Annotated in this window: 14 protein-coding genes; 13 read left to right on the top strand and 1 reads right to left on the bottom strand. The window is 73.8% G+C overall.

Features of this window, described 5'->3' with window-relative positions:
• Positions 1-13 precede the first annotated feature (13 nt).
• From ACQEVB_RS15330 to ACQEVB_RS15320, 3 genes are all read left to right on the top strand, one after another.
• Positions 14-790 carry a ThuA domain-containing protein gene (locus tag ACQEVB_RS15330; RefSeq protein ID WP_432970934.1) on the top strand — a complete coding sequence of 259 codons (777 nt, stop codon included), beginning with the start codon at positions 14-16 and terminating at the stop codon, positions 788-790.
• Positions 787-1,884, top strand: a complete 1,098-nt coding sequence (locus ACQEVB_RS15325) for a Gfo/Idh/MocA family protein (RefSeq protein ID WP_432970931.1) — start codon at positions 787-789, stop codon at positions 1,882-1,884. The genes ACQEVB_RS15330 and ACQEVB_RS15325 overlap by 4 nt, the downstream gene beginning before the upstream one ends.
• Before the next feature lie 86 nt (positions 1,885-1,970).
• Positions 1,971-2,552 carry a hypothetical protein gene (locus ACQEVB_RS15320; protein WP_432970928.1) on the top strand — a complete coding sequence of 194 codons (582 nt, stop codon included), beginning with the start codon at positions 1,971-1,973 and terminating at the stop codon, positions 2,550-2,552.
• 4 nt (positions 2,553-2,556) lie between these two features.
• Here the strand turns inward: ACQEVB_RS15320 and ACQEVB_RS15315 are convergent, their stop codons facing one another.
• A complete protein-coding gene (locus tag ACQEVB_RS15315) occupies positions 2,557-3,018 on the bottom strand; it encodes an MSMEG_6728 family protein (RefSeq protein WP_432970925.1) in 462 nt (153 codons plus the stop codon).
• A 496-nt stretch (positions 3,019-3,514) separates the two neighbouring features.
• Here ACQEVB_RS15315 and ACQEVB_RS15310 point away from each other — a divergent pair, with 496 nt between their 5' ends.
• From ACQEVB_RS15310 to ACQEVB_RS15265, 10 genes are all read left to right on the top strand, one after another.
• Complete coding sequence (locus tag ACQEVB_RS15310) at positions 3,515-3,946, top strand: DUF4383 domain-containing protein (RefSeq protein WP_432970922.1); 432 nt, start codon at positions 3,515-3,517, stop codon at positions 3,944-3,946.
• Positions 3,947-3,974: 28 nt separating this feature from the next.
• Positions 3,975-5,474, top strand: coding sequence for an FAD-dependent oxidoreductase (locus ACQEVB_RS15305; RefSeq protein ID WP_432970919.1), 1,500 nt, complete (start codon positions 3,975-3,977; stop codon positions 5,472-5,474).
• Entirely contained in the window at positions 5,471-5,941 is a 471-nt protein-coding gene (locus ACQEVB_RS15300; RefSeq protein ID WP_432970916.1) for a CinA family protein, read from the top strand. Before ACQEVB_RS15305 ends, ACQEVB_RS15300 begins: the two co-directional genes overlap by 4 nt.
• Positions 5,942-5,999: 58 nt before the next feature.
• Positions 6,000-6,434 carry a Fur family transcriptional regulator gene (locus ACQEVB_RS15295; RefSeq protein WP_432970913.1) on the top strand — a complete coding sequence of 145 codons (435 nt, stop codon included), beginning with the start codon at positions 6,000-6,002 and terminating at the stop codon, positions 6,432-6,434.
• 82 nt (positions 6,435-6,516) lie between these two features.
• A complete protein-coding gene (katG, locus tag ACQEVB_RS15290; RefSeq protein WP_432970910.1) occupies positions 6,517-8,709 on the top strand; it encodes a catalase/peroxidase HPI in 2,193 nt (730 codons plus the stop codon).
• A 61-nt stretch (positions 8,710-8,770) separates the two neighbouring features.
• Positions 8,771-9,253 (top strand): SRPBCC family protein, encoded by a 483-nt coding sequence (locus ACQEVB_RS15285; protein ID WP_432970907.1) that lies wholly within the window; start codon positions 8,771-8,773, stop codon positions 9,251-9,253.
• Positions 9,254-9,260: 7 nt separating this feature from the next.
• Positions 9,261-10,355, top strand: a complete 1,095-nt coding sequence (locus tag ACQEVB_RS15280) for a glycosyltransferase family 1 protein (RefSeq protein ID WP_432970904.1) — start codon at positions 9,261-9,263, stop codon at positions 10,353-10,355.
• Positions 10,352-11,419, top strand: a complete 1,068-nt coding sequence (locus ACQEVB_RS15275) for a glycosyltransferase (RefSeq protein ID WP_432970901.1) — start codon at positions 10,352-10,354, stop codon at positions 11,417-11,419. The genes ACQEVB_RS15280 and ACQEVB_RS15275 overlap by 4 nt, the downstream gene beginning before the upstream one ends.
• Positions 11,416-12,423 (top strand): glycosyltransferase, encoded by a 1,008-nt coding sequence (locus ACQEVB_RS15270; RefSeq protein WP_432970898.1) that lies wholly within the window; start codon positions 11,416-11,418, stop codon positions 12,421-12,423. Before ACQEVB_RS15275 ends, ACQEVB_RS15270 begins: the two co-directional genes overlap by 4 nt.
• Positions 12,408-13,238 carry a glycosyltransferase family 2 protein gene (locus tag ACQEVB_RS15265; protein WP_432970895.1) on the top strand — a complete coding sequence of 277 codons (831 nt, stop codon included), beginning with the start codon at positions 12,408-12,410 and terminating at the stop codon, positions 13,236-13,238. The genes ACQEVB_RS15270 and ACQEVB_RS15265 overlap by 16 nt, the downstream gene beginning before the upstream one ends.
• Positions 13,239-13,320 lie beyond the last annotated feature (82 nt).

Below are 13,320 nucleotides of genomic sequence, written 5' to 3'. Positions count from 1 at the left end.
GAAGGACCTTCCGTTGTCCCCGTTGTCACAGCCCGTCCGCGTCACCGTCTGGGGCGAGAACCGCCACGAACAGGTCGAGGAGCACGTCGCCAAGATCTACCCGCAGGGCATGCACACCACGATCGCCGAGGGGATCGTCGAGAACCTGGGCGAGGGCTGCCAGGTGCGCACCGTCACGCTCGACGACCCGGAGCACGGCCTGACCGAGGAGGTGCTGGCCGAGACGGACGTCCTCACGTGGTGGGGCCACATGGCGCACGGCGAGGTGGCGGACGAGGTGGTGGAGCGCGTGCACCGCCACGTCCTGTCCGGGATGGGCCTGGTGGTGCTGCACTCCGGGCACTGGTCGAAGATCTTCATGAAGCTCATGGGCACCACGTGCACGCTGCGGTGGCGCAGCGAGCACGACCGCGAGCTGATCTGGACGGTCAACCCCACGCACCCCATCGCGCAGGGCGTGCCGCACCCGATCATCATCGACGAGGACGAGATGTACGGGGAGTTCTTCGACATCCCGGCCCCGGACGAGCTGGTCTTCCTGTCCACGTTCAGCGGGGGCGAGGTGTTCCGCACCGGCTGCACGTTCCGCCGGGGCCACGGCAAGATCTTCTACTTCCGGCCCGGTGACCAGGACTACCCGACCTACCACCACCGCGACGTCCGCAAGGTCATCGCCAACGGCGTCGTGTGGGCACGGTCCGACCGCGCGGAGCGGGAGCTTCCGGAGCTGCTGCGCTACGAGACGGGCGAGTTCTTCAAGGGGCGGACGTACACGGGGCCGCAGCGGTGAGCGAGCTTGCGAGCGAATCATCGGCACAGCGTGGTCCGCTGCGCGTCGTCGTCGTCGGGGCCGGGATGATGGGGCAGGCCTGGCTGCGGGCGGTCGCCGGCTCGTCCGACGTCGAGCTGGCCGGCCTCGCCGACCTCGACCTGGACGCCGCGCGGGCCGCTGCACCGGACACCGAGGTGGGCACGGACGCCGTCGAGCTGGCGGCGCGGACGGGCGCCGAGGCCGTCATCGACGTCACGACACCGGTCGCGCACCACCCCGTCACGACGGCCGCGCTGTTCGCGGGCCTGCCCGTGCTCGGGGAGAAGCCGGTGGCGGCCACCCTGGCCGAGGCGCTCTCGCTTGCCGCGGCCAGCGAGGTGACGGGGCGGCTGTTCATGGTGAGCCAGTCGCGCCGGTGGAACCCGCAGGTGTTCGCGCTGCGTGCGGCGATCGCCGAGCTGGGCACCGTCGGCACGCTCACCACGCAGTTCTTCAAGGCGCCGCGGTTCGAGGGGTTCCGCTCGACCATGGCCCATCCGCTGCTGGTCGACATGGCCATCCACGCGTTCGACACGGCCCGGTTCCTGCTGGGTGCCGACCCGGTCGCGGTGTACTGCGAGACGTCGAACCCGCCGTGGAGCTGGTACGCCGGGGACGCCGCCGCGAACGCCGTCTTCACGATGGCGGGCGGCGCCGGCTACGCGTACAGCGGCAGCTGGTGCGCACCCGGCGACGAGACGTCGTGGAACGGCGAGTGGCGGGTGAGCGCGGAGAAGGGCAGCGCCGTGTGGGACGGCGAGCAGCCACCGCAGTCCGGCGGCGCGCCGGTGGAGGTCTCGCCGGGTGAGTCCGGGATCGAGGCGGCGCTCACGGCGTTCGTCGACGCGGTGCGCACCGGGTCCCGGCCGTCGGGCGAGGTCCACGAGAACGTCATGAGCCTCGCGATGGTGGAGGCGGCCGTGCGGTCGGCGCACACCGGGGCGCGCGTGCTCGTCGACGACGTCCTCGCCGACGCCCACGCGGCCGCGCTCGCCGCCGAGCAGCGGGCGGACGTCCGCAGCGCGCTGGCGGCATGGCCGTCGCCCCGGGAGGTGCTGGGGTTCGGCGGCTGAGCCCCGCTCGCATAGAGTCGGGACGTGGATCGAGCCAGGGCCCTCTGTTGATCGTCACCTGTCCCCGGTGCTTCTCGTTCGACGACGTGCGGCCGCCGCGCCGGCAGCCCGACGGCACCGTCGTGTACACGTGCACCGGCGACCACGACGGTGCCGGTGCGCACACGTGGTCGGTCGCCCCCGCCGTCGTGGAGGCACCGGCCACGCGCACACCCGGTGCGCGCCGGTCGAGCGCTGCGCCGCGGAGCAGCGCCAACGCCGAGGACACCGCCATCGACGAGCTGCTCGAACCGCTCCTCGCGTGCGTCAAGCCGGGTGAGCCGTTCGTCGAGTACGGCGTCGTCGAGTACCGGTTCCGGCTCGCGCGGCCGGAGCTGTTCGTCGCGCACGTCCGGGAGCGGGGGCACGTCATGCTCGGCGCGCGGCGCGGGCCGGGCTCGGCGTCGACGGCCCGGTTCGCGAAGGCCCTCGCGCGGCTCGAACGATCCGGGGCGCTCGTCGTGGTGAAGGGGCCGGGCACCGGCGCGTGGCGCCACGACCAGTCGATCGGCTACTGGGCGCGCCCGCCCCGCCCGTCCGGGCCGCTGCTGACGTGGTCGATGTACTGCGCCACGCAGGGGCGCAGCGCGGAGTGGACCGACGCCGACCGGGCGCTCTTCGACACCTGATCCCTCAGGAGCGGCGCGGCCAGTGGTAGGCCGTGGCCTCCAGCAGCGGCACGTCGGGGAACAGCGGGCCGTAGTGCGCCGGGTCCTTCGTCACGAGGGCGGCCCGGTGGCTGCGGTGCACCCGCTCGTCACCCAACCAGTCGGGCAGCTCGCCGGCCGCCGCCAGCTCGGCCTGACCGCGCGGCGGGCCGAGCCCGACCGCCGCCAGATCGGCCACGATCGACGCCTCGACGGTGTCCGCACCACCCCGCGCCCGCCACTGCGCGCACATCGCCGAGCCGTACGCGGCCACCGCCTCCGGATACCCCCGCCACATCACCACCGCCGGGTGGTGCTGCCAGCCGTACCCCGGCCGGACCAGCGCCCGCAGCACCTGCAGCGCCTCCACCCGCTGCTTGCCCAGCCGCAGGCGGTCCAGCACCGCGGCACTCGCCGCGAAGTCGGGGTAGGGCAGGAAGGTCTGCACGAAGGTGCGGTACCCCGCTCCCGCCCCGCGAGTCCTGCATTCCGCGGGGCGAGTCCCGCGTTCGGCCGGGCGAGTCGAGCGTTCCGCCGGGCGAGTCGCGCGTTCCGCCGGCCCCCGCGGTCCTTGGCCCGCCCCCACCGCGGCGACCTCGCCGATCATGGGCAAACCGCGGTCAGTCGATCTTCCCGAGCAACGTTCTGCCCATGATCACCACACGATCGGGCGGGGGCAGCCCCGGCTCCGGCCCCCACCCCAGCCCGCGGCGTCGATCAAGGGCAAAGGGTCGCTGATCGAGCGCTCGGAACGACCTTTTGCCCTTGATCACCGCACCACCGGCGCTCCGGCCTGACGACAATTCCGCAACATCCGGTTTGCCCCGCAATGTCGGGGGAAGGTGCCTGCCGATCTGCGAAGAGCCGGCCCGGACCTGCGCGAACCGGGCCGGTCACCACGACCGGCCGGCAGCAGCGCGGCCGGCACACCGGAGGAGGCACCCGTGTCCATTCGTACCTCAGCTCGCACGCCCGTCCAGCTCGCCGCCGCCGTCGTCGGGGCCGTGTTCCTGCTCGTCGGCATCCTCGGGTTCATCCCGGGGGTCACCTCGAACTACGACCAGCTGGCCGCCGCCGGCCACGGCTCGGGCGCGCTGCTGCTCGGTGTGTTCGCCGTGTCGGTGCTGCACAACATCGTCCACCTGCTGTTCGGGGTGGCCGGGCTCGTGATGGCTCGGACGGCCGCGGGCGCCCGGAACTTCCTGGTCTGGGGCGGCGCGATCTACCTGGTCCTGTGGATCTACGGCCTGGTCATCGACCACGGCAGCAACGCCAACTTCGTGCCCGTCAACACCGCGGACAACTGGCTGCACCTCGCCCTCGGCGTCGTCATGGTCGGGCTGGGCGTCGGGCTGACGCGCGCCGACCGGGCGTGAACCGGACGGCGCTGGGTACGTCCTGGCCATGTCCGTTCCGACGACGACCGCGACGGGTTCGCTGTGGCTCGCCGACCGCCCCGACGTCCGCTACCCGCCGCCCACCACCGAGGAGCACTTCGACGTGCTGGTGCTGGGCGGCGGCATCACCGGGCTGACGGCCGCGCTGCTGCTGCGGCAGCGCGGTGCCCGCGTCGCGGTCGTGGAGGCGGACCGGGTCGGTTCCGGCGCCTCCGGCAACAACACGGCGAAGGTGACCGCGCTGCAGGGCACGCTGCTCTCGCAGGTGCGCAGCACGCGCGGCGCCGAGGTCGCGGCCGCGTACGCCGAGCACAGCCGGCGCGGGGTCGAACTGGTGGCCTCGCTCGCCACCGACCTGGACATCGAGTGCAGCCTGCAGCGCCGGACGGCCGCCACCGTGGCCGCCGACGAGAGCGAGCTGCGCACGGTGGAGCAGGAGGCGGAGGCCGCGCGCGAGGCCGGGTTGCCGGTCGAGTGGAGCGAGCACGTCGACCTCCCGTACCCGGTGGCCGGGGCCGTGTGCCTCGCCGAGCAGATCGAGTTCCACCCCGTCGCGTACGCGTACGGCCTCGCCGCCGCGATCGACGGTGACGGCTCCCGGGTCTTCGAGAACACGCGGGCGCGGTCGGTGGAGGAGGGCGCCCCGGTCCGGGTCGAGACCGACCAGGGTCCGCTGACCGGCGACCGCGTCGTCGTCGCCACGCACTACCCCGTGTGGGACCGCGGCCTCTACTTCGCGCGCATGGAGGCGCGGCGGTCGTACTGCGTGGCGGGTCGGGTGCGCGGCCGCCCGTCCCGGGACATGACGATCACGGCGGGCAGCACGAGCTGGTCGACGCGCTCGGCGGGCGAGGTGATGATCGTGTGCGGGCAGGGCCACGCGGCCGGTGCCCGCGGCGTGGAGCCGGACCGGTTCGCGACGCTCGAGGAGTACCTGCACCGGCACTGGGACGTCGTCGAGGTCACCCACCGCTGGTCGGCGCAGGACGCCCTCCCCTACGACCACACGCCGATGATCGGCACGTACACGCCGGTCTCGAAGCGGATGTACGTCGCGGCCGGGTACTCGAAGTGGGGGCTGTCGAGCGGCACGATGGCGGCCGCGCTGCTCGCCGACCAGCTCACCGGCAAGGCCACGACCGACGTGTTCTCGCCGCACCGGTTCACCGTGCGCGGCCTACCGACCCTGGCCCGCATGCAGGCCAAGGTGGGCGCGGACCTGGTCGGCGACCGGCTCAGACCCGGCGAGGCCGCGTCGGTCGCCGACATCGCCCCTGGCAGCGGGGCCATCGTGCGCCGCGGCGCCGTGCGCACCGGCGTCTACCGCGACGACGACGGCGGCGTGCACGCGGTGTCCGCGCGGTGCACGCACCTGGGGTGCCTGGTCCGGTTCAACGGGGCGGAACGCAGCTGGGACTGCCCGTGCCACGGTTCCCGCTTCGACGTCGACGGCGCGGTGCTGGAAGGTCCGGCCGTCGAACGGTTGGAGCAGGTGGACCCGCCGTGACGGACGCGGAACGGGCGGCCGAGCTCGCGGCCGAGGTGTCCCGGCTGGCGCGCTCGACCGGCCGGACCGTCGCGGCCGCCGAGACCCTCACCGGCGGCGCGCTCTGCGCTGCGCTCGCGGCCGCCGAGTCCTCGTCGACGTGGTTCCGCGGCGGCGTGGTCGCGTGCGCGGACGGCGTCGCGGAGGCCGTCCTCGACGTGCCCGACGGGCAGGTGCACAGCGCCGCCGCGGCCCGCGCCATGGGCGTGAGGGCCCGCGCACTGCTGTCCGCCGATGTCGCCGTCGCCGTGACGGGCGCCGACGACGCGTCGGTGTTCCTGACGGTCGCCGACGGCAGCGAGTCCGGCAGTGAGCCGCTGCGGTCGAACCTCGGGCGCAGCACCGCCGTCGTCAACGCACTGGAGCTGCTCGTCGAGCGGTTGCGGCTGCCGGCGGTCAGCTCGACGGGTCCGATCGGTTCGGGCTGAACCCGATCGAGTGGTTTCTGGACTTGATCCAGTCAAGTCTTCGTGGTGGGATCGGTCCGTGCACAACCCCCCCGACGTCGAGCGCCTCCTGCGCGACGCCGATCTGCGCGTCACCGCACCCCGCAAGGCGGTGCTGGCCGCGGTGCACGACCACCCGCACGCCGACACCGAGACACTGCTCGCGGCCACCCGCGTGCAGCTCGGGTCGGTGTCGCACCAGGCCGTGTACGACGTCTTGCGCGCCCTCACCGACGCGGGTCTGGTCCGCCGCATCCAGCCGGCGGGCTCGGTCGCGCGCTACGAGGCACGCGTGGGCGACAACCACCACCACGTCGTGTGCCGCAACTGCGGCGCGGTGAGCGACGTGGACTGCGCCGTCGGCGAGGCGCCCTGCCTCACCGCGTCCGACGACTCCGGCTTCATGATCGAGGAGGCGGAGGTCGTCTACTGGGGCCTGTGCCCCGCCTGCCAGTCTCTGCCCGTGGGCCGCTGATCGCGCGCCCGCCAACGAACCCGCGCACCCACCACCTGGGCGCCAGGCCCCGCGACCGGCGTCCCACCGAGGAAGGATCGACGTGACCGACAGCACCGCGAGCAGGAGTGAGAGCGAGAACCCCTCCCTCGCCGGACCCAGCCCCCACACGGCCGGCCGGCCGCGGACCAACAAGGACTGGTGGCCCAACCAGGTCGACCTGTCCGTCCTGACGAAGACCTCGCGGGACTCCGACCCGCTCGGCGACGACGACTTCGACTACAAGAAGGCCGTCTCGCAGCTGGACTTCGAGGCGTTGAAGGCCGACATCGTGTCGGTCATGCGCACGTCGCAGGACTGGTGGCCGGCCGACTGGGGCCACTACGGCCCGCTGTTCATCCGCATGTCGTGGCACGCGGCCGGCACCTACCGCCAGGTCGACGGCCGCGGCGGCGCCGGCGACGGCGCCCAGCGCTTCGCCCCGCTCAACAGCTGGCCGGACAACGGCAACCTCGACAAGGCCCGCCGCCTGCTGCTGCCGATCAAGCAGAAGTACGGCCGCAGCCTGTCCTGGGCCGACCTGCTGGTGCTCGCCGGCAACATCGCCCACGAGGACATGGGCTTCCGCACGTTCGGCTTCGCGTTCGGCCGCGAGGACGTGTGGCAGCCCGAGGAGGTCTTCTGGGGCCCTGAGGACACCTGGCTCGGCGACGAGCGCTACAGCGGTGACGCCCCGCTGGAGCTGGAGGGCGCGCTCGGCGCGGTCACCATGGGTCTGATCTACGTCAACCCGGAAGGCCCGCGGGGCACGGCCGACATCGAGGCCTCGGCCCACGACATCCGCCTGACGTTCGGCCGCATGGCGATGAACGACGAGGAGACCGTCGCCCTCATCGCCGGTGGCCACACGTTCGGCAAGGCGCACGGCGCCGGCAACCCGGACCTCGTCGGCCCCGAGCCCGAGGGCTGCCCGGTGCACTCCCTGGGGCTGGGCTGGAAGAACCAGAACGGCACCGGCAAGGGCGCCGACACCGTCACCAGCGGCCTCGAGGGTGCCTGGACCCCCACGCCGACCAAGTGGGACAACAGCTTCTGGGAAACCCTGTTCGGCCACGAGTGGGAGCTCACCGAGAGCCCCGCGGGCGCCAAGCAGTGGAAGCCCAAGGACGCCGCGGCCCAGGAGCTGGTGCCCGACGCGCACATCCCGGGCAAGACGAACGCCCCGATGATGGCGACGACCGACCTCGCGCTGATCACGGACCCGGAGTACCGCAAGATCGCCGAGCGGTTCCGCGACAACCCCGACGAGTTCGCCGAGGCGTACCGCCGCGCCTGGTTCAAGCTGCTGCACCGCGACATGGGCCCGGTCTCGCGCTACATCGGCCCGTGGGTGCCGCAGGAGGTCCAGCTCTGGCAGGACCCCCTGCCGCCCGTCGAGCACGAGCTGATCTCCGACGCCGACGCCGCCGAGCTGAAGAAGCAGATCCTGGCGTCCGGTCTGTCGGTGTCCCAGCTGGTGCACACCGCGTGGTCGGCCGCTGCGTCCTACCGCGGCACCGACAAGCGCGGTGGCGCGAACGGTGCCCGGCTGCGCCTGGAGCCGCAGGCGAGCTGGGCGGTCAACGCCGGCACGCAGGACGTCGTCGCGAAGCTGGACGAGGTCCGTGCGGCGTTCGGCAAGCCGGTCTCGCTGGCCGACACGATCGTGCTCGCCGGTGCCGCCGCGGTGGAGAAGGCCGCTGCCGACGCCGGGGTGCCGGTCACCGTGCCGTTCCACCCCGGCCGCACCGACGCCACGCAGGACCAGACGGACGTCGAGACGTTCGCCTACCTCGAGCCGCGCGCCGACGGGTTCCGCAACTGGATCGACCCCGAGGTCAAGCTGGCGCCGGAGACGCTGCTCGTGGACCGGGCGTACATGCTCGAGCTCACGGCGAAGGAGCTGACGGTGCTGGTCGGCGGGCTGCGCGTGCTCGGCGCCAACACCGGCGGCGTGGAGCACGGCGTCTTCACCGACCGGCCGGGGGTCCTCTCGCAGGACTTCTTCCGCAACCTGCTCGACCTCGGCGTCGAGTGGAGCACCTCGGAGACCGAGCCCGGCGTCTACGAGGGCCGTGACGCCGACGGCAAGGTGGTGCGCACCGCCACCGCCGTCGACCTGGTCTTCGGCTCGAACTCGATCCTGCGCGGCATCGCCGAGGTGTACTCGGCCGACGACGCCAAGGAGAAGTTCGTCCGCGACTTCGTCGCGGCCTGGGTGAAGGTCGCCGAGCTGGACCGGTTCGACCTGCGCTGAGGTACTGGTCACCACCCGGCGGTGTCGGGTTGAGCCCGACACCGCCGGGTACGTGGGCGCCATGACGAACACCGTGATGGACAGCGTCGACGTGGCCGTGCCCGTCAGCACCGCCTACAACCAGTGGACGCAGTTCGAGTCGTTCCCCCGCTTCATGGAGGGCGTCGAGCGGATCGACCAGCTCACCGACACCCGCACGCACTGGGTGACCAAGATCGCGGGCGTGGAGCGGGAGTTCGACGCCGAGATCACCGAGCAGCACCCCGACGAGCGCATCGCGTGGAAGACCGAGAACGGCACCCACCAGGCCGGCGTGGTCACGTTCCACCGCCTCGACGACGCGACGACCCGGGTGACGCTGCAGCTCGACCACGACCCCGAGGGCTTCGTCGAGAAGGCCGGTGACGCCCTCGGCGTCGTCGGGCAGCGGGTGAAGGGCGACCTGCGCAACTTCAAGTCCTTCGTCGAGTCCCGCGGCCACGAGGAAGGCGCGTGGCGCGGCGACGTCGACCGGTCCCCGCAGCACGGCGAAGGCCTCGCCTGAGCCGACGATGACCACGTTCGCCGACGTCGGCACCGACGTCATCCGGGTGGCGTCGGTGCCGGAGAACCACGTCTACGTGCGGCACCTGAGCCCGGTCGACGGTGACGGCGGGGTGCGGCGGCTGGCCGATCCGCGGCCCTGCCACGCGCCGAGCGACCAGTCGGTCTGGTGGCCGCCGGTCATGCTCGACCCGGCGTGGATCGAGGCCAACCACGCCTCGTTCGACCTGTTCCACCTGCACTTCGGGTTCGACGCGCAGACCGTGGAGAACCTCGACGACGTGGTGGCGACCCTGCACCGGCACGGGAAGCCGCTCGTGCAGACCGTGCACGACCTGCGGAACCCGCACCACGCCGACCCGGCGGCCCACGACGCGCACCTCGACGTGCTGATCCCGGCGGCCGATCACCTCGTCACCCTCACACCGGGGGCGGCCGAGGTGATCGGGCGGCGGTGGGGGCGCACCGCGCAGGTGCTGCCGCACCCGCACGTCGTGGAGCCGTCCGGGCTGGAGACGCCACGGAGGCCCCGCGCCGAGGTCGTGGTGGGGGTGCACCTCAAGAGCCTGCGCGCCAACATGGCGAGCCGGCCGGTGCTCGAGGTGCTGGCGGCCGCGGTCGCGGAGCTGCCCGGCGTGGTGCTGCGCGTGGACGTGCACCCGGACGTGCTGGAACCGGGCAACCGGCACCACGACGGCGACCTGGCCCGGTGGCTGCAGGACGCGGACCGGCACGGCCGGTTGCGGTTGGCGGTGCACCACTTCTTCTCCGACGACGAGCTGTGGCACTACCTGCGCGACGAGATCGACGTGTCGGTGCTGCCGTACCGGTTCGGGACGCACTCGGGCTGGCTGGAGGCCTGCCACGACCTCGGGACCACCGTCGTCGCCCCGAGCTGCGGGTTCTACGCGCAGCAACGTCCCTGCCTGATCTACCGGAACGACGAGGAGCACGGCCTCGACGCCGCCTCGCTCACCGCCGCCGTCGTGACGGCCACCGGCCGCGACCGTCCGCACTGGCGGGCCGTGCGCGCGCAGCGGATGGCCGAGCGGCGGGCGGTGGCGGCGGCGCACCGAGCCGCGTACGCCGCGGTGCTCCCGTGACCGGCGTGCTGCGGATCGCGATCATCGCCTCGGCGAGGTTCCCGATCCGCGAGCCGTTCGCCGGTGGTCTGGAGTCGCACACGTGGTACCTGGCCCGGGCGTTGCGGCGGCGCGGCCACGAGCTGACCGTGTTCGCCGCGCCCGGGTCCGACCCCGGCCTCGGTGTGGACCTGCTGCCGGTCGACACCGTCGCGCTCAGCGCGGCCGCCCGGGCCGACGCGTCCATGCGACCGGAGTGGTGGATGGCCGAGCACCACGCCTACCTGCGGTTGATGCTCGACCTGGCAGAGCGGCCCGACCGGTTCGACGTCGTGCACAACAACAGCCTCCACCACCTGCCCGTTGCGCTGGCCCCCCTGCTGTCCACCCCCGTCGTGACGACGTTGCACACCCCGCCGACGCCGTGGCTGGAGTCCGCGATCCGCGCGCGCCCGGACAACGGGGTGGTCTTCGTGGCCGTCAGCGCCCACACGGCGGCGGCCTGGCGTCCGCTCGTGCCGGACGCTCTCGTCATCCGCAACGGCATCGACCTGGACGAGTGGTCGCCCGGCCCGGGCGGCGGGCCGCTGGTGTGGACCGGCCGGATCACCCCGGAGAAGGGCACCCACCTCGCCCTCGACGCCGCCCGGCACGCGGACCGTCCGCTGCTGGTGGCGGGCCCGATCGCCGACACCGGCTACTGGCGCTCCGAGGTCGAACCACGCCTGGACGGTCGGATCCGCTACGTCGGGCACCTGGGCCGACGCGAGCTGCGCGACCTCGTCGCCGCGGCGAGCGCAGTGCTGGTGACCCCGTGCTGGGACGAGCCGTACGGGCTGGTCGTCGCGGAGGCGCTGGCCTGCGGGACGCCGGTGGCCGGGTTCGCGATCGGCGCGCTCCCCGAGCTCGTGGACGACACGTGCGGGCGGCTCGTGCCACCCGGTGACGTCGCCGCACTGGCCGCGGTGATCCCCGAGACGACCGCGCTGCCGCGGTCCGCCGCCCGGCGCAGAGCCGAGCGGGACTGGGCCCACCCGCGCATGGTCGACGAGTACGTCCGGCTCTACGAGCAGGTCGCGGCGTGATCGGCTACTACGCCCACCACCAGGGCAGCGGCCACGTCCAGCGCGCCCGGTGCATCGCCGCGCGGCTCGCCGAGCCGACGACGATCCTCACCTCGGCGCCGGTCGGCGCGAGCCGGGACGGGTTCGCCGACCACGTCGCGCTCGCCGACGACGCGCGCGACCCGGTGCACGGCGACCCGACAGCGGGCGGGGTGCTGCACTGGGCGCCGCCGGGGCATGCCGGGCTGCGGCGCCGGATGGCCACGATCGCGGCCTGGATCGAGCGGGCCCGGCCGTCGGTGATGGTCGTCGACGTGTCCGTCGAGGTTACGGCGCTGTGCCGGGCCATGGGGGTGCCCGTCGTGGTGGTCGCGATGCACGGCGACCGCACGGACCGGGCGCACCGCCTCGGTTACGACCTCGCCGACGCCCTCCTCGCCTGCTGGCCCGCGGAGTTCGCCGACCCGACGTGGCCGGCGCACTGGACGGCCAAGACCAGCTTCACCGGCGCGTTCTCCCGGTTCGACGGTCGCACCGCAGCACCGCGGTCGGGCGGGCGCCGGCGGGTGGCGGTGCTGCTCGGCGCCGGCGGGACGGACGTGGGCGCAGCCCAGGTCGCGGCCGCGACGGCCGCGACCCCGGACTGGGACTGGGACGTGCTCGGCGGCAGCGCCGGCTGGCGGGCCGACCCGTGTCCGGTCCTGCGCGATGCCGATGTCGTGGTCACCCACGCCGGGGAGAACGCGGTCGCCGAGGTGGCCGCCGCCCGCACACCGGCCGTCGTCGTCCCGCAGGCCCGTCCGCACGGCGAGCAGGCCGCCGCCGCCGACCTGCTGGAACGGGCCGGCCTCGCGGTCGTGCGGCGGACCTGGCCGCCGCCGGAGGCGTGGCCGGCGCTGCTGGCGGACGCCGCGGCCGCCGACGGGCAGGCGTGGGCACGGTGGTGCCCCGGCGACGGTGCCGACCGGGCGGCGCGGTGCATCGCCGAGGTGGCGGAGCGGAGCCGGACGTGCGCACCGCGGTGATCACCGTCGTCGCCGGGCGGCACGACCACCTCCGCCGGCAGGAGCAGGGGCTCGCGACCGGCACCCGCGCGCCGGACCAGCGCATCGTCGTCGCCATCGACGATCCCGGCGTGGCCGCCGCGCTCGCCGGCCGCCCGATCGTCGTCGTGGACCACCCGACGAGCCCGCTGGGCCTCCCGCTGGCCGCGGCGCGCAACGCCGGCGCCGCGCGCGCCCTCGACGGCGGCGCCGAGCTGCTCGTGTTCCTCGACGTCGACTGCATCCCCGGCCCCGACCTCGTCCGCAGGTACGCGGAGGTCGCGGCGAGGACGGACCGGCGCCTGCTCTGCGGCCCGGTCGCCTACCTGCCCCCCGCCCCGGACGGCGGCTACCCGGCGACCGGGCTGGACCGGCTCGCCGCCCCGCACCCGGCCCGCCCCGCCCCCGCCGACCACGAGACGCTCGACTCGGCCGACCACGAGCTGTTCTGGTCGCTGTCGTTCGCCGTCACCGCGCCGGTGTGGGCGGAGATCGGCGGGTTCACCGAGGCCTACGTCGGCTACGGCGGCGAGGACACCGACTTCGGCCAGTCCGCCCGCGCGGCGGGCATCGGGCTGCGCTGGGTCGGCGGCGCCACCGCCTTCCACCAGCACCACCCGGTCTCCGACCCGCCCCGCGAGCACCTCGCCGACATCCTGCGCAACGCCGCGATCTTCCGCCGCCGCTGGGGCTGGTGGCCGATGACGGGCTGGCTCACCGCCTTCGCCGACGCCGGGCTCGCCCGCTACGACCCGCGGACCGACAGCTGGGCGGTCACCGGTCACGGAATGGCCTGATTCACGAGCCGCCCGCCCGCCCAACGACCCGGGGAACGCGTCGAGAACGACGTTGTGGTGATCAAAAAGGCCTGTTGATCAC

Origin of the sequence: Pseudonocardia sp. CA-107938, assembly GCF_050936315.1 — a bacterium.
Classification (GTDB): domain Bacteria; phylum Actinomycetota; class Actinomycetes; order Mycobacteriales; family Pseudonocardiaceae; genus Pseudonocardia.
This window is presented reverse-complemented; position numbering and strand designations above follow the sequence as displayed.

Excerpts from the sequence above, each read along its gene's own strand:
- ACQEVB_RS15305 (WP_432970919.1), top strand. The coding sequence starts at position 3,975 with ATGTCCGTTCCGACGACGACCGCGACGGGTTCGCTGTGGCTCGCCGAC.
- ACQEVB_RS15285 (WP_432970907.1), top strand. The coding sequence starts at position 8,771 with ATGACGAACACCGTGATGGACAGCGTCGACGTGGCCGTGCCCGTCAGC.
- ACQEVB_RS15280 (WP_432970904.1), top strand. The coding sequence starts at position 9,261 with ATGACCACGTTCGCCGACGTCGGCACCGACGTCATCCGGGTGGCGTCG.